Here is a 15,945-nt window from a genome sequence, read left to right as displayed (position 1 = left end):
CGGTTTGTTTTTGTTGTCGTAGGGCTTTCCTGGGCGGATAGTCGATGCGTCGTTTCGGCGATCATCTGGAGCCATGCGCGAGGGGCGAAGGAGATCGACGGATGCTGAGCGAAGGCCAGTTGATCGATCGCAAGTGCAGATTTCTACCGTTATTTACGCCACTCGATGCCTCCGACTGCTTCGCAATGGGGCCATGGCGGCCACCTTGCTCCGTGCATCACGCCCGGCTTACTGCCCAGGTCGCCTCAAGGTCGAGCACTACCACGACATGATATCCTGCCGGTTGCGCGCAACAAAATCGAGAATATAACGTTGGCGGCTCGGGCTAAACGGCGAGATAGTAAAGAGTTTCATCTTGTAATATTGCAGGTGTAGAATTAACGCGCGTCTGGGCAGCATAGGAGGTGGCGGTTGAAGGCCCATCGCATCGGAAAGACCGTAGCGAGTTGGAATGTGACGACGAGGGCGGGAACAGCTGCTGCACGCCGCAGCCGCGAAACGATACCGACCGGGCGTCGTGCGTTAGCTTCGGCGCGAGTGCGCCCGCCGCTGCCCACCTTCCTCGTCGGTCGTTACAACATCAATGCTATGGTTCTGGCGGCGTATGCGCAGATGCTACCCCACCTGTCCATTCCAACAATGGACAGGCAAATTGACCATCGGCGAAATCGCGGAGATATTATTCAGTGACTGGACGTGACGTTATCCAAGGACGTGGACGAGCTCGGCTTCTCGCAAGCCTGGTACTTGCCCATGCGATTCAGAAATCTTGATGTTGGAAGCGGCGAGAATGGAAGCTGAAGCGCAGGCCGCGGCCGCTCCGGAAAAAAAGACGGAAGCTACAGAAAGGCGGCGTAAGCCTGGTCGGCCAAGGAAGGACGGCAACCATCGCGAGACGATCCTCAACAAGGCGGAGATCGCCTTCGCAGAAGGGGGCTATGCGGGCATCAGCATCCGCGATATCGCCGAGCGGGCGGGCGTTAACCAGGGGTTGATCCGCTATTATTTCGAGAGCAAGCAGCAGCTGTTCGATGAGGTTTATCGTCGTCGCGGCGGATTGTTGTCCGGACGCCGTCACGTTCTGCTGGATCAGCTTCTTGAAGGAGGAAAACCGTTAACGGTCAAGGCGATCGTCCGCGCTTATCTTCAACCACAATGGGATCTGAAGTACAGCGGAGAGGCGGGGTCCGCCTTCGTGCGCCTTCAGGCCCGTCTGCACGCCGAGCCGGAAGAGCATGCGCTGAGACTGCGGCGGGAGGTCTACGACGCCTCAGTCAAGCGGTATGTCGATGCGCTGGCGAAGGTGCTCCCCGACATTCCCAAGAGAACCATCGGCCTGCGCATGGCGTTTCTCGTGGGGACATATCTCTTCATGCTGAACGATCTCGGCCGCATTGAGGACCTGACTGAAGGTAAGATCAGGCATATTTCCAAGGACGAGATGCTCGACCATATGGTCGAGTTTCTCGCTGCGGGCATCCAGGCGGCCGTGCCATAAGCGAACGCTGGCCGGGCATATAGACCAGCCAGCGTTCCGAGCTCATCCGGTTGGAGTCAACTCGCCGAACCGGATTCCCGCCTTTCTGCCATCGTAAGTAGCCTGCGCGATTTGGCCAGCGCCGAGGCAGTCTCCGACCCGATCGACCGAGCGGATGAGGCCCGCCCCGCGCTTCGCGACTAGCTCCTGATAGAGTTCATCGTCAGAGATCTGGCCGGTAACCAGGACAACTGTGTCCGCGTCGATGCGGCTTTCTGCCCCGTCAAGCAGGCGGCTGGCGGTCACCGAACCTTCGTCGATCGATGTGATCATTGTGCCGACCACGATCGCGATCCCGGCTTCATTCATTGAATTGATGACGTGCACGAGTTCCAATGTGTTGTGCGTCCAGGGGGAAGGATCGCTGGCCGTCGTTACATAGGTCACCTTGCAACCCGCCTTGGCAAGGCGGTCGGCTATAACGGCCGCCATATAATAATAGTCCTCGTCGTAGACGACAACGCTGCCGCCACTCGGCACATTGTCGTTGAGGATGTCCTCCGCGCAAAGCACATGGGGAAGGTCGTGCCCCGTGATGGGCTCGTCGTGATGGCGTCCCACGCCTTCGCCGCGCCATTTGGCGCCCGTCGCAATGATGATGTGGTCGGCCCCGAAACCCACGATATCGTCTGCGTTGAGCGGACTTTCGAGATACATGTTGACGTTCGGCATCGTCTGTAGCTGACTGACGCGGTAATCCACCACGCGACCCCAGGCACTCAGCCGCGGCATCCTCCGCTCGCGTACGAGGCGGCCGCCCCATTCGCTGCCCGCGTCCGCGATAGATACCTGATATCCACGCTTGGCAAGCGTGTGGGCTGCCTCCAAGCCAGCCGGGCCGCCGCCCACTACGAGTATAGATGCGTCGGGGTCGTGCGCCTCCGGCACATTCTCAGGATGCCAGCCGTTCACATGCTCCTCGCCTGCGGAGGGGTTCTGCGTGCAACGGATTCTGGAATAGGTCATCACCTCAGCGGTGCAGGCGTTGCAGCCGATACATTCCCGGATGTCGTCGTGACGGCCCGTGTCGATCTTGTTCGGGAGGAAAGGGTCAGCTATCGAAGGGCGCGCGGCCCCGATGAGATCAAGCACTCCGCGCTTGATCTGACTTACCATCGCATCAGGCGAGGTGAAGCGGCCGACGCCAACAACCGGCTTGTTGGTGACCTTTTTCACAAAATCGATGAACGGCTCCTGCTGGCCCTCCTCAAAGAACCGACTGCTGCCGCTATCCCAGGCCCAATCGCTGACGTTCACGTCCCACAGGTCAGGCACATCGGCAAGCGCCTCCACCACACGGCGACCATCCTCGAGTGCGGTGATGTTCGAAGGCCGACGCCGATCCTCGACAGCGAAGCGAACGGCGACGGCACAGGTGTCCCCCACCGCGTCCTTCACGTCGGAAAGCGTCTCCCGGAGCAAGCGGACGCGATTCTCAAATACGCCGCCATATTCGTCGGTGCGCTTGTTCGTCCTGGTATCCAGAAAGTCCTGCAGCAGCGACAGGTTGTGCGCGCAGTAGACGTAAATGATATCGAAGCCGGCCTTGCGGGCACGCAGCGCCGCGTCCCGATACCACTGGCGGAAGTTTGTGATGTCCTGCCTGTCGATGGTTCGCGCCGAGATGGGATTGATGAAATAATGTGGGAACTTGCCGGTGGGTGAAAGCGGATGTTCGCGATGGTTGATGGCAGGGCCGGAGGCACCCGCATGCGCGAGCTCTATACCTGCGAGCGCGCCATACTCCTTCACGGCTGCGACCACGCGTGATAGCGGCTCGATATATTTGTCGTTGTACATCCGCGGATCAGGCAAAGGTGCGTGGTCCGAGGTTTCGTGGATCATCGTCTCCTCAAGACAGACAACGCCCCAGCCACCCTCGGCCCTGGCTTTCCGGAACGCAATCATCTCATCCAGGGCGGGCATGCCCATCGCGGTGGCGTGCGGCACAACATAGAACCGGTTCTTCGTTCTTACAGGGCCGATCTGCAGCGGTTCGAAGAGAATATCGTATCGAGGGTCGCGCATTTGTTACTCCACGTTATCACGCAGTCAGTTTTCGGAATGACGGGAAGACGCCGCCGCGCATCCATCTCGTCCAGAGCCGGATGGATGCGCGGGACCATAGTGCCAACGGCGTGAAGTCGCATATGGAAAGCGGCCAAAAAAGGGGCAATCACACAGCTAAGGGCATAGATGAGTTGAAAGGCGGGCCTGTTGCTTCCACGCTGATGTGGACGCAAAGATGTACCGACATAAGCGATCGATCAAGGGCCGATCTATAGTTCTCAACCTATTTTTGCCCCGCGTACCAAGCTGTTACTCATGCTCATAAGGGCTGAATGCCTTGGCTATGGCGAAGTCGTCACTTTCAAGGACGATGCTGGGCTCGTTCATCTCAACCCAGCCGCAGAATGGCGGCGACATCTCATATCCCAAAAGCTGTTGAACCCGCTTGGGATATTGTTTCACCATGTCTCGCGGCACAACCAGATACTGATTCTCCTCCTGACGATGATAGCCTTGGGTGAAGGATAGTGCGATCGCCAAGCGGCACTCGTTCGAAATATTCGCGCCCCCTCCATGATAGACGCTGCCCACATACATAAGACCCGATCCGCGCTTCATTTCAGCAGGAACCGCTTCATGGGGCTGAGGCCGCCGGTCCATGTCCCATTTATGGCTGCCCGGGATCACCATCGTTGCGCCGTTGCTTGCGGTGAAGTCCGTTCCTGCAAGAAGCGTCTGGAGGAGCACATGGGGACCGGGATGGCGGACGTGGTACATTCCATCGTCACGGTGCAGGTCCTGTGCAGCCTGGCCCGGACTGATCTCGATTGCTTGCGTCACCGATACCTGAACCGTGGGCCGTACCATGGTCTGCCGTTCGCCTGCCATCATCGGGAACTCGACGCAAAGAAGTCTCTCAGCCGTGCCTAGAAACAACGGATGGAGAACAAATTCCGTCATATGCCGTGATTTGGCAAATAACGCGGACGTGCGCCGGGTTCGATTGCCCGAGAAGCCAGCCTCTCCGAACGGTGAACGCTTTATCCATGGCTCCAGGTCGCCGACTAGCTGATCCATCACACCCGGTGTGATCATGCCCTCAATGATGACGGCACCATCCCGGTCAATGATTTCACATACAGCGTCAACCGAGGTGTCATTCGAGACAGAAGCTATTGTAGCCATGACTATACCTTATCAACGTAAACGAAGGCGAGGACGGGAAAAATGGAGCGGCAATTTCTGCAATTCATGCACTTGATCACGGACGTCACAGAACAGCGGCGGGATCGAAACGATCTATCATGCGCTCTGTGTCGGTCGAACGACTCGCGCCACATTCACCCGACGCTGTCTGGAGCCTGATCCGATCAAACTGGATCGGATCAGGCTCTAAAGTCTTTCGATTCCTACATTTTCCGATCCAGCAGGTGATGCCATCTGCTTCGAAAATGCTCTAGCTGCGCACTCCTATATGCGGACGACTATGGTCCTGATATAAGCTCCCCGGCTCCCGCTGTCGAAGCTTAGTGCCGGGGAAGCGCAAAGTCGGCAGAACTTCATTTCACCGATCGTATGGCAAGTCCATTTGCTTTGCAGAAGGCGTTCTTCGAGATGAGCTTGCCGTCGCGAAAATCCAGGATATCCAGCCCGTCGACGCAAGATTGCTGGCCGTCTGCGGCCGTCATCATCATCGTCCAGGCGACAAGGGCGCGGTCGCTTGCTTCGTCCAGCATCGTCGAGGAAACCGTATACTGGACGCTTCCAAGAGTGCCGTCGAAGATGGACTTGAGTGATGCGCCGATGGCATCGACACCCTTATGCTCGATGCCGTTGGGATCCATGTACACGCAGTCTGGAGACAGAAGACCGAGCATTTTGTCGTAATCGCCGTCATTGAATGTGCTCATAAAAGCGGTAGTGTGTGCATTTAGGTCAGACATGGTCGCTCCTTTGACGTGTTGCGTGCGGAAAGATGACGGCCGCCTATGCTGGCCTTTGTAATCGGCTGGGTCAGAGGGCTCGCTCGTCCTGGCTGAGTCAGGCCTATCAAGTCGCGGAAAGCCTGTGGTGAAACGTGCGCCCATCGTTTGAAGGCGTTCCTGAAGTTGCTCACTTCGGTGTAGCCCGCCCGATCAGCCACGTCGCCAATCGTCAGTTGTGGATCGGAAAGGCATTGCTTGGCGAATGCGAATCGGACTTCCGCGATAATTTGTGCGTAAGACGTCTCTAGACAATGGAGTCGTCGGCGCAGGGTTCTTGCTGACAATCCCAAATCCCGCGCAATATCGGCTTCGGCCGCATCGAAGCGTGGGCCATTCAGAATCGCCTGCTTCAATCTGCGGATTAAAAAGGCGTCCGAAGAATGGCCCTCGTCGGAAAGCAACTGAAATAGGCCTGGCATTGCAGCGGTTATGGGCTCTTCAGCAGCACCACCGTTCTCCTGGCAATGATGATGAGTGGGCGCGTGACGCGGCGTACACCGAGGGCGCGCGTGCTTTGAATTGGCAAAGGAGTGGGAGGACTTATCCCCTGAACTCCTCCAGGTATCACGCGAGATGCACGAAGCACGCGTAACGCTCGAGCCTTCGATACCTGCGGCGCTCACCAGATGCCGCCGATTCAAACTTTCGGACTGTTTCTGGACGTTTGTTATTTGCGGTGGCATCCAGTGCATTCCTCTCGTATCTTCGCTGGCGCGCCTTGTTCGGCCGCGCGACGAAAATCTTTCAATCTCGTTATAAACTGGATCCGGTCGGCGGTTCGCAACCAAACAGACAGGACCCACGGGCAGCCTGCAATCGCACATCGGCCAGACATGCTGCGCGCAAGGTAACTTCCCGATATTTCCACAATCAATTATACAGAAAAAGAAATCAAGTGAGAATGTGCATGGGCAGTGGCCGCCGTCGCAGGCGCAGCGTCCCATCGGTCATGTGTTTGACACCTGACTAAATTAGGACCGGCTCCGATATGCATAAGCCAAGCTGGATCCCATGGATATTCGACCTTGTATTTATCCAACGGACGAATTAATGTTGCCACAGCAGCAAAGGAGAGGGCAATTGAGGGCCTACCGTATAGGGCAGATCGTGCCGAGTTCGAATGTTACGATGGAGACTGAAATACCGGCGCTCCTCCGTGCCCGCGAGACCATCTCGCCCGAGCGCTTTACCTTCCATTCGGCCCGCATGCGCATGAAGCACGTGACCAAGGAAGAGCTGTCCAAAATGGACGGCGCCAGCGACACGTGCGCCATCGAGTTATCTGACGCGGCCGTCGACGTGATGGGTTATGCATGTCTGGTGGCTATCATGTCGATGGGCAAGGGTTACCATCGTGAGTCCCAGGCCCGCCTGCATCAGGCAACAATCGATAATGGCCATCCGGCCCCCGTCGTATCGTCAGCTGGCGCGCTCGTGGATGGGATCAAGGCGATTGGCGCGAAGCGAGTGGCGATTGTGGCGCCATATATGAAGCCGCTAACCGAGCTTGTTGTCGACTATATTCGTGCCGAAGGCATCGATGTCGTCGAATGGCGCGCTCTTGAGATTTCGGATAATTTGGCAGTCGCCGCTCACGACCCCGCCCGGCTTCCGGGCATCGTCGCGTCGATGGAGCATTTGGCCGAGGTCGATGCTGTAATTTTGTCTGCATGCGTGCAGATGCCGTCGCTGCCCGCCGTCTCGATCGTTGAGGCGCAGGTCGGCAAGCCGGTGTTGACCGCAGCCATCTCCACAACCTGGGCGATGTTGCGAGCCCTTGACCTCGACACGCGCGTGCCCGGTGGCGGGACGCTTTTATCAGGGGCATTCTAACAATGGACGGCAGTCCTTTCGGATACAACGTTCATGCGAACGGCATCCGGCACCATCTTGTGCGCCATGGCGCGCCTGGGCGGCGTCAGATGCTTCTCGTGCCTGGCATCACGTCGCCAGCGGTCACGTGGGATTTCGTTGCCGCTCGCCTGGCCGAGACGTACGAGGTTCATGTGCTCGACGTTCGGGGCCGCGGATTAAGTCAAGCTGGCGACCTTGATTATTCCCTGGATGCAATGGCGGATGATGTCGTCGCGCTGACGGGTGTTCTTGATCTCGATCGTCCGGTGATTCTTGGTCATTCCATGGGCGCCCGCACCGCGATCCGCGCCGCCCGGAAAGCGCCCGGGATTTTTGCCGGGCTGATCTTGGCCGATCCGCCCGTAAGCGGGCCGGGCCGTCGCCCCTATCCCTCGGCATGGCCATGGTATGAGGATTCGATCTTGCTGGCGCAGCGCGGCTGCTCGGCGGAAGAAATGAAGGCATTCTGCCCGACCTGGACTCAGGATCAGCGCGCGCTGCGTGCTGAATGGCTCCACACGTGCGAACTGCGTGCGATCGACGCGGCCTATAAAGGCTTTCATACGGATGACGTTCATGCCGACCTGCCGCACCTTGACCTGCCGATACGGCTCGTCGTGGCCGGTGGCTCGCCGGTCATCGAAACGGCAGATATTGAAGAAATTCGGACACTGGCGCCCGGCATCGAGGTCGTGACCGTCGAAGGCGCAGGGCACATGATACCGTGGGATGATCTGGACGGTTTCCTCGGCGCAGTCGCAGGTTTTCAAGCCGACATCAAGGAGGCCACCGCAAATGGATCGCGCTAGTTTCGCGGAGATATGCCTCCACCAGCTGAAAATGTCCTGTGTTCGCGCCGACGAGCGGCTGGTCGTGCTGACTCAGGGTGACGAGCGACTAGATTATGCCGACGCGTTTCTCGCTGCGGGCCGGGCGCTCAAGGCGAATATCTACCACATGCGGCTGCCGGCGCCTGCACCGATGGGCAATTGGGCGGTAGGGCAGACGCCGCTTTCGCGGATGCCTGAAGCCGTGGAGGCATTGAAGAATGCCGATATGGTGATCGACTGCGTCTTCCTGCTGTTCTCGCCCGAGCAGATGGCGATCCAGGCCGCGGGTGCTCGCGTCCTTACGGTTGTGGAGCCGCCGGAGTTGCTCGCGCGGATGCTGCCTTCCAGGGAGTTGCGTGAGAAAGTGGAGGTCGCAGGCGAGTTGCTGTGTCGCGCGAAATCGATGCACATCACGTCGCCTTATGGGACGGACGTCACGTATAAGCTTGGCACCTATCCCACTGTCACCGAATATGCCTGCACCGACACGCCGGGCCGATGGGATCACTGGCCATCCGGCTTCGTCTTTACAGGCGGCGACGACGACGGCGTGGACGGGCAGATCGTCATCGCGCCGGGCGACATATTGCTGCCGCAGAATATTTATGTGCGCGAGCCTATAACATACACGATCGAGAAGGGCGTCGTCACCTCGATCCGGGGCGGCTTGGAAGCTGATCTGGTCAAGTCGTACATGGCGGACTTTAATGATCCGCGCGGCTTTGCGCTGAGCCACATCGGCTGGGGAATGAATCCTGACGCCAAGTGGCACCGGATGACGCCCGGCGAATTCCCCGGCGGAATGGGCATGGAGATGCGTAGCTTTCTTGGCAACGTGCTGTTCTCAACCGGTCCAAATAACGAGCTTGGCGGCATGAACGACACGGACTGCCATCTCGATATACCGCTGCGCGGTTGCTCGCTGTTTTTGGATGGAGAACCGGTGTTGCTGGACGGAGCAGTCGTAGCGAAGGACCTGACGGCTTGCGAAGGGGGTAAGGTGTTCGATGTCGCAGGATGAAGTCTATGAAAAGGCGGGGTTCGGAGGCAGCGTGCCCCGCGGCACTCGGCCGGCGGTCGTGGTGGTCGATTTTACCTATGGCTTCACCGACACTGTTTACCCGACGGCGGCGGATATGCATGCGCAAATCGCGCGAACCCGTGCCATCACCGATCTGGCCCGAAGCCGTGGTTTTCCCGTTATCTACACGACTATCGCCTACCAGCCCTGGGAGGTCGAGACGTTGGCCTGGCTGCGTAAGGCCACCGGAATGAGAGCGCTTCTCGCGGGGAGCAGGCTCGTTGAGATCGATGCGGCGACCGGGATCTCCGATGGCGATCCGATCGTGGAGAAGCATGGCGCATCAGCATTCCATGGCACGAACCTGGCGGCCATGCTCACCGGGGCGGGTGTCGATACCATAGTGGTAACGGGCGCGACTACGTCCGGTTGTGTCCGGGCGACCGTCGTGGATGCAGTGCAGTCTGGCTTCAACGTTCTGGTGCCGCGCGACTGCTGTGCTGATCGCGCGAACGCGCCACATGAAGCCAGCCTTTATGACATCGATCAGAAATATGGCGACGTCACCGACGCCGCGGACGTGACCGATTGGATCGCGAAGCTTTGAATAACGCAGGTGCATGCGCATCAGAAAACAACTGGAGGGAACCGCAATGGCTCAACATGTAATCGTCGTTGGAGCCGGGCCCATTGGCCTGCTAACCGCTTTCGGACTCGCGAAGGAAGGCACGCGTGTCACGATTATCGAGGCGGAGGAGCAGTTCAACGATAAGCCGCGTGCGCTGGTCTATCACTATCCCGTTCTGCCCCATCTCGACCGGCTTGGACTGTTGCAGGACTGTGAAGCGGAGGGTTTCCTGCGCCAGACCTTCGGCTGGCGTATCCACAGCACGGGCGAACTTATTGAGTGGAAATGGACGCCTGAGGGGATGGGGGGGAATGCGCTTCATCTGCACCAAGGGTTGTTGTCCAAGATCATTGCACGGCATGTCTCGGCGCAGCCGAATGTGGAGATATTGCTGCGAACTAAGCTGACCGGGTGCTGCCAAACTGCGGGCGGCGTGATCGCGGAGGTCGAGGGACCCAATGGATCGGCAGTGCTGGAAGGCGACTATCTCATAGGGGCGGATGGCGCGAACAGCACGGTACGCCAGAATGTACTGGGGCTCCAGTTTCTGGGGACAACCTGGCCCGAGCGCTATGTGGCGACGAACACGAGAATCAACCTGTCGGCGCTGAACTATCCTGAGTCCGTCATGCAGCTCGATCAGAAGCACGGCTCCATTATCTGCAAGATCGAGCAGCCAGACGTCTGGCGGGTAACCTTTGTCGAAGACCCCGAGCTACCTTTCGAGGGGCTGGAAGAGCGCATCCACACGATGTTCGCTGATCACCTGCCCGACCTGCCCTATGAGGTGCTCGCCTACTCGCCCTACCGCATGCACCAGCGCATAGCCGATCGGATGCGTGTGGGGCGGATCCTGCTTGTCGGTGACGCTGGCCATATCACCAACCCCACAGGCGGGCTTGGCCTGACTGGCGGCATGTTCGATGCTTTCGCCCTGATCGGCGCTTTGAACCGGGTCATCCATGACGGGGCAGGGGAGGAAATACTCGAATTTTACGAGCGCGATCGTCGTCGGGTGTTCGCCGAGGTTACGTCGCCCCGCGCGTCGTTCAATCTGCGCAACCTCTATCACCTGAAGGAAGGACAGGAGAAGGAGGACCGCATAGCTTTCCTCCGCGCCGTGGCCGCAGATCCGCGGCTAGTTGAGCGGGAAATGAGCTTCACGACGCAGATGGAAACGCATTTCTGAGCAACATGCGCACCTTTGAAATGGCAGACTTTGGCGGTGTCTTCCTGACATCGCCGCCTGTTGATGCCGGGGACGCGGTGTGGCCCGGCATCAACGCCTATGTCCAGTGGTTCATTCCTGTAAATCCCCGTCCGGTTTCTATCCTCTTCGTCCATGGTGGCGGCGGACAGGGCGCTGACTTCGTCAGGACACCGGACGGTCGGCGCGGATGGGTGCATCGGTTCCTGCAGGCGGGCTATGCAACATATGTCCTAGATCGGCCGGGGCATGGAAGGTCAGCCTGGAACGAAAACGTGCTTGGCCCGGCAACGCCCACGGCAGACTACGGAATGCTATACCCCCGGTTCGTGGAGCCGGCGAAGCACGACTTATGGCAAGGTGCCTCCAAGCATAACCGCTGGCCCTCCGATCCGTTGGCCGGTGACCGGTTCATGGCAAGCCAAGGACCGATGGCCACTTCGTTAGGTGCGAGCCAGCGTCACGTTGAGGCTATCGCCGAACAACTGCTCGATCTGACCGGCCCGACCGTGGTAGTGAGCCACTCGATGGGGGGGCCATGCGGATGGGCTCTGAGTGCCGTTGGCGGGCAGCGGGTCGCGGCCGTACTGGCGGCGGAACCTCTGGGGTACTCGGGCATGGTGCATCCGCTTGGAACCTTCAATAACGGTCTCGCGCCGGAGGCATATCAAGGACTTCACGACCCGTTCGCGAAGCCGGTCGCCATTGTTACAGGCGAAGCCACGTGGATGAGAGAAGCCAATAGGCGCGCAGCGGAGTACGTACGAGCACGGACTCCAGTGTTTGAACACATCGCCTTGGAAGAACATGGCATAACTGGAAATGGTCATATGCTAATGGCCGAGTCCAATAGCGACGAAATCGCCGATCTGATGATTCGATGGTTGGATGCGAATGTTTCGTGTGGGCTGGCTCAAGCTAGAGCTTGATCCGATCAGACTGGATCGGCTCAAGCTGTATTTGTTTTTTGTTTTCCGCATTTTCCCAGCCAACAGATGATGCTATCTACTTCGAAAATGCTCCAGATGTGATCAGTATCTCTGCACTGACATAAATCGGAGCGTAGTCGCCGCGAGGGTGTGATCTGCATCCGTGCGAAATTCGCGATGCGCCCCCGCGGCGGTTTGATCGGAAGAAGCATCGTAACCGACTATTCGCGGCCATCGACGGTTGAATAGGGATAATGCCATCACTGCATGTCGCGCTTTTGGATAAGCAAAAGCGGGGGTTGTCTGGCAGTGAGGAGGCTGCCCCGAACCGGCGCTACTGATGGCCGATCCTATCTAAAGGTTGCCTGATGGTTTGCCAGGCAACGCGTCTGAGCCGTCCTGTTTTCTAAATGACAACACATGATCGCTGAGCGGAAGCGAGCGAATCCTCGGCCCACCAGCATCATAAATTGCGTTCAGCATCGCAGTCATCACAATAGGGACGGCGTCCTCTCCAACGCCGGCAGGATGATCGTCGCTCTCGACAAGTTCGACCACGATGTTTCTACAGGCAGTGGCAAGCCGAGCGACGTTGTGATCCTGGAAATTGCGCTGGACCACACGACCGTCCTTGAGTGTGATTTTGCCGTAAAGCGCCGTAGTGATTGCCCAGAAGATGCTTCCTTCGACTTGGCCGCGGACTACTTCGGGATTGAGGATGCGGCCGCAGTTCATCACCACATATACGTGATCGACTCTAAGCCCGCCTTTGCCGTCAAGCGTAACCTCCACAACCGATGAGGCAGTGCCAGTGTGGTAGGTATCCCAATAGCTGAAGTCGCTGACCGAAACGCCTTTGCCGCGGCCCTGCGAGAGAGGCGTTTCCCAATCGGCGATTTGGCAGACCCGCTTCAACACGGCGCGCATGTGCCGGATGCGTCGAATGGCGACGTCGCGGCCTTTCAGGTCAGTGGGCACCGAACCCTCGTCCAGCAGGTCCATGTAAAGGTCGACCGGATCACGTCCAGCGGCGACCGCCAGTTCGTCCTGAAATCCCTGGTTCATCCAGACATGCTGTGTGAACGCCACGCCGCGCATCCAGCCGAACGGCTGAGGCGTCTTGACGCGAGCATACTCGATCCTAAGGTTCGGCACATAGTGCGGTAGGCGAGCCGGTCCATAGCTTTGATCGGGCGCTGTGCCACTAATCACGCGATTGAACCACGCGATCACATTCCCCTTCTCATCAAGCCCCGCCTTGAAGCGTGAGATGGTAATCGGTGGCGGATAACCGCGCGCCATCATCTCTTCGCGGGTCCATATCATCTTGATGGGCTTGCCAGGAATGGCCTTCGCGATCTGGACCGCCTGCGATACATATTCGTTCTGGCAACGCCGTCCGAAGCCCCCCCCGACATATGGCAGATTAAACTGTACCCGTTCAGGCGGCAGCCCGGCTGTAACCGCGGCGAGTCGATGCGCTTCCTGGGCGAACTGCGTGGACGCCCAAACCTGGAGTCCGTCCGAATTCAGCCATGCGGTGCAGTTGATCGGCTCAAGCGGCATCGCGTCCATGAAGGGGTAGGAATAATCCGCCTCGATAACGCGGTGAGCACGGCCGATCGACCCTGCGAAATCTCCGGCTTCCCGGACTACCGGCTGCGGCCGCCCAGCCCGGCTGACCAGGTTCGCCATGATGGACTCACTGCTGGTGTGAGCAAATTCCCCATCATCCCACTCGATCGGAAGCGCCAGAAGCGCCTTCCTTGCCCTCCAGAAGCTGTCCGCGACGACGGCAACGGCATCGTCCATCCCGTAATCTTCTCCGCCGTCGGCAAGCGGACCGTTGAGGCCGCAAGGTCCTGCCGCGATCCGGACGACCCCGACAACGCCCGGCATCTTGGCAATCGCTTGTTCGTCGAACGAGACAAGCTTGCCGCCATAGACAGGGGATTGTTGCACGACCGCATACAACATGCCCGGCAAATCGACATCGATGCCATATTCCAGCTTCCCGGTCGTCTTGGGAACCAGATCGAGGCGCTTGATCGGCTTTCCGATCAGCCGGTAGTCAGCAGGGTCCTTAAGTTTGACCCGCGAAGGGTGCGGCGGCGCAATATGGGAGGCGGCGGACGCGACCTCCGCGTAGCTTTGCCGTCCCCCGCCGGGCAATATGATGCTGCTCTCCTCGGTTCTCAAATCCGCTACGTCGAACCCCGAGCGCCTGGCGGCAGCGGTCAAAAGCATTTGTCTGATCTGAGCGCCTGCCATTCTCATGGGATTGAAGAGACGGTCAGCTGACCAACTGCTCTCCGTGCATGTATATACATACACATTGTTGCGCTTGAGGTTCGTCAATGGATCGAAGAATTCGGGCCGGATCGATGACCATTTCAGATCGAGCTCTTCCGCAAGAACCTGCGAGAGGGTTGTGACCACACCCTGTCCAATGTCGCTCTGTGGAATGCGGATGCGAACCGTGTTGTCGGGCATCATTACAACCCAAGAGAATAGCTCGACCGAATCGGAAGGCTTAGGATCGGCGACCCGGCAACCAGTCATGGTGACGGGAAAAACCACACCTGCCGAAACGGCGGCGATCGACTTCAGCAAGGAACGGCGGTCAGTATTCATGGCTTCTTCACGTGCGCCCGTTCGCGGCCGCGTGGATCGCGGCGCGTATGCGATCATAGGTCCCGCACCGGCAGATGTTCGTGATCTCGCGATCGATGTCTTCATCCGTAGGGAAAAGTTTCTTCCCGAGAAGTGCGGTGGCTGCCATTATCATGCCGGACTGGCAATATCCGCACTGTGGAACACGAATATCCTGCCAAGCTTTCTGTACAAACTGGTCGCCATTGGCCGAAAGCCCCTCAATCGTGGTTACTTCGAGCCCGACCGCGGCCGTCGCAGCCAAGGAGCAAGATCGGGCAGTCTGGCCGTCCACTATGACCGTGCAGGCGCCGCACTGGCCGATGCCACAGCCATATTTCGTACCTTTGAGCTTCAACGTGTCACGGAGCACCCAGAGTAGTGGCGTATCATCGTCGACCTCGGCGGGCATGGTCGACCCATTAATCTTCAGCTCAATCCTCATCATTATACTGCCCATCTGGCATACACTGCCGACCGCGGTAAATTGGCAATCCTTTTGAGCACGCGGAGGCCGGGGCGTCAATATAATTATCCACACGCTGAATTGGTGCAGCCCGCCTGACGCAAGCAGGGCCTACACCATTCAGGAGATCCGCACCGCAATGCCGTAGGAGTGCTTTGGGTCGGTTGTCCGCGCGCCTCGCCCGCCGGAATTTTCTTGTGAAATGGAGGGCTCCATCTGCCTTGTCGCACGTTGATGATATGTCTAGCGACAGGAGGTCAGGCGCATGATCATTCGAGCTTTGAAGCCCTGTTCACTCCTCGTCGGCGCGCTTCTCCTTGCGATTTCCGCCCCAACTGCGTTTGGCAACGGTCCCCCATCTTCGTCCCCTATCGAGGCCCGGAAGCTTTTAGCCAAGGTGGACGCAGATCAGGACAGGCGAATATCGTTGGCGGAATGGCGCATGCAGAGCCTGCCGAAAGCCAACTTCAAAAAGCTGGACCGTAACCGGAACGGCTTCATCACTTTCCGGGAACTGGCTGCTTTCCCGCCGTCGACCCTTGATGCAACGCGCGACGGAAAGCTTTCCGCCCGTGAGTTGAAGTTTGGCAAAGCCGCGGCCCGAATAGGAGCTGCACCAGCTTCCAAGTAATATTAAGGCCGCGTTCGAAAATGGATTCTTCTGACCGACTTTGGTGAAGGACGAAAATATCCATTGAGAGGCGTTCATTGGAAGAGTGATCATCCATCTTTGTAGCATTGCCACTTTTTTGGCGGGCGCTTCGACAAAGTCGAAAATCGATCGTTCAGCGTCGTCGAACACAAAATCGCTACCGGCCGCGATGCT

General features: G+C 58.4%; 15 protein-coding genes. 9 read left to right on the top strand and 6 right to left on the bottom strand.

Features of this window, described 5'->3' with window-relative positions; genetic code table 11:
- Nucleotides 1-411: 411 nt before the first annotated feature.
- Together AC07X9_RS12900 and AC07X9_RS12895 are read left to right on the top strand one after the other, a co-directional pair.
- A complete protein-coding gene (locus AC07X9_RS12900; RefSeq protein WP_124810772.1) occupies nt 412-690 on the top strand; it encodes a hypothetical protein in 279 nt (92 codons plus the stop codon).
- A 100-nt stretch (nt 691-790) separates the two neighbouring features.
- Nucleotides 791-1,498, top strand: a complete 708-nt coding sequence (locus AC07X9_RS12895) for a TetR/AcrR family transcriptional regulator (protein ID WP_017181808.1) — start codon at nt 791-793, stop codon at nt 1,496-1,498.
- A 42-nt stretch (nt 1,499-1,540) separates the two neighbouring features.
- On the opposite strand, the gene ndpC is transcribed toward AC07X9_RS12895, so the two are convergent.
- The 4 genes from ndpC to AC07X9_RS12875 form a co-directional block, all read right to left on the bottom strand.
- Nucleotides 1,541-3,565: a 6-hydroxypseudooxynicotine oxidase gene (gene ndpC / locus AC07X9_RS12890; protein ID WP_017181807.1), complete on the bottom strand. Its 2,025-nt coding sequence runs from the start codon at nt 3,563-3,565 to the stop codon at nt 1,541-1,543.
- Between the two features lie 291 nt (nt 3,566-3,856).
- A complete protein-coding gene (locus tag AC07X9_RS12885; protein ID WP_017181806.1) occupies nt 3,857-4,732 on the bottom strand; it encodes a phytanoyl-CoA dioxygenase family protein in 876 nt (291 codons plus the stop codon).
- 374 nt (nt 4,733-5,106) lie between these two features.
- Nucleotides 5,107-5,490, bottom strand: coding sequence for a nuclear transport factor 2 family protein (locus AC07X9_RS12880; RefSeq protein WP_157784779.1), 384 nt, complete (start codon nt 5,488-5,490; stop codon nt 5,107-5,109).
- The gene (locus AC07X9_RS12875; RefSeq protein WP_165418744.1) at nt 5,478-5,933 is read right to left on the bottom strand and encodes a helix-turn-helix transcriptional regulator; all 456 of its coding nucleotides are present in this window, start codon (nt 5,931-5,933) and stop codon (nt 5,478-5,480) included. Before AC07X9_RS12875 ends, AC07X9_RS12880 begins: the two co-directional genes overlap by 13 nt.
- A gap of 679 nt (nt 5,934-6,612) precedes the next feature.
- Between AC07X9_RS12875 and ndpH the strand changes: the two genes are divergently transcribed.
- From ndpH to AC07X9_RS12845, 6 genes are read left to right on the top strand one after another with little or no spacing between them, the layout of a single operon-like run.
- Nucleotides 6,613-7,365, top strand: a complete 753-nt coding sequence (gene ndpH, locus AC07X9_RS12870) for a maleate isomerase (protein ID WP_037514121.1) — start codon at nt 6,613-6,615, stop codon at nt 7,363-7,365.
- Nucleotides 7,366-7,367: 2 nt separating this feature from the next.
- Nucleotides 7,368-8,195 (top strand): N-formylmaleamate deformylase, encoded by an 828-nt coding sequence (gene ndpF / locus AC07X9_RS12865; protein ID WP_066861594.1) that lies wholly within the window; start codon nt 7,368-7,370, stop codon nt 8,193-8,195.
- Nucleotides 8,182-9,237, top strand: a complete 1,056-nt coding sequence (gene ndpE / locus AC07X9_RS12860; protein WP_017184746.1) for a 2,5-dihydroxypyridine 5,6-dioxygenase — start codon at nt 8,182-8,184, stop codon at nt 9,235-9,237. Before ndpF ends, ndpE begins: the two co-directional genes overlap by 14 nt.
- Nucleotides 9,224-9,844: a maleamate amidohydrolase gene (ndpG, locus tag AC07X9_RS12855; RefSeq protein ID WP_017183769.1), complete on the top strand. Its 621-nt coding sequence runs from the start codon at nt 9,224-9,226 to the stop codon at nt 9,842-9,844. The genes ndpE and ndpG overlap by 14 nt, the downstream gene beginning before the upstream one ends.
- Before the next feature lie 46 nt (nt 9,845-9,890).
- Nucleotides 9,891-11,054 (top strand): 6-hydroxy-3-succinoylpyridine 3-monooxygenase NdpD, encoded by a 1,164-nt coding sequence (gene ndpD, locus AC07X9_RS12850; RefSeq protein ID WP_025547122.1) that lies wholly within the window; start codon nt 9,891-9,893, stop codon nt 11,052-11,054.
- 5 nt (nt 11,055-11,059) lie between these two features.
- Nucleotides 11,060-12,001 carry an alpha/beta fold hydrolase gene (locus AC07X9_RS12845; protein ID WP_017183767.1) on the top strand — a complete coding sequence of 314 codons (942 nt, stop codon included), beginning with the start codon at nt 11,060-11,062 and terminating at the stop codon, nt 11,999-12,001.
- Nucleotides 12,002-12,355: 354 nt separating this feature from the next.
- Here AC07X9_RS12845 and AC07X9_RS12840 read toward each other — a convergent pair whose 3' ends face one another.
- Both AC07X9_RS12840 and AC07X9_RS12835 read right to left on the bottom strand, forming a co-directional pair.
- Nucleotides 12,356-14,602, bottom strand: coding sequence for a nicotine dehydrogenase subunit L (locus AC07X9_RS12840; protein WP_100215233.1), 2,247 nt, complete (start codon nt 14,600-14,602; stop codon nt 12,356-12,358).
- Nucleotides 14,603-14,642: 40 nt separating this feature from the next.
- Complete coding sequence (locus AC07X9_RS12835; RefSeq protein ID WP_017183765.1) at nt 14,643-15,101, bottom strand: nicotine dehydrogenase subunit S; 459 nt, start codon at nt 15,099-15,101, stop codon at nt 14,643-14,645.
- A gap of 283 nt (nt 15,102-15,384) precedes the next feature.
- On the opposite strand from AC07X9_RS12835, the gene AC07X9_RS12830 reads away from it, so the two are divergent.
- Nucleotides 15,385-15,750, top strand: coding sequence for an EF-hand domain-containing protein (locus tag AC07X9_RS12830; protein WP_017183764.1), 366 nt, complete (start codon nt 15,385-15,387; stop codon nt 15,748-15,750).
- Nucleotides 15,751-15,945: the final 195 nt, after the last annotated feature.

Source organism: Sphingobium sp. GW456-12-10-14-TSB1 (assembly GCF_059424385.1).
Note: the sequence above shows the minus strand (reverse complement) of the source record. Positions and strands in the feature narration are given on the sequence as shown.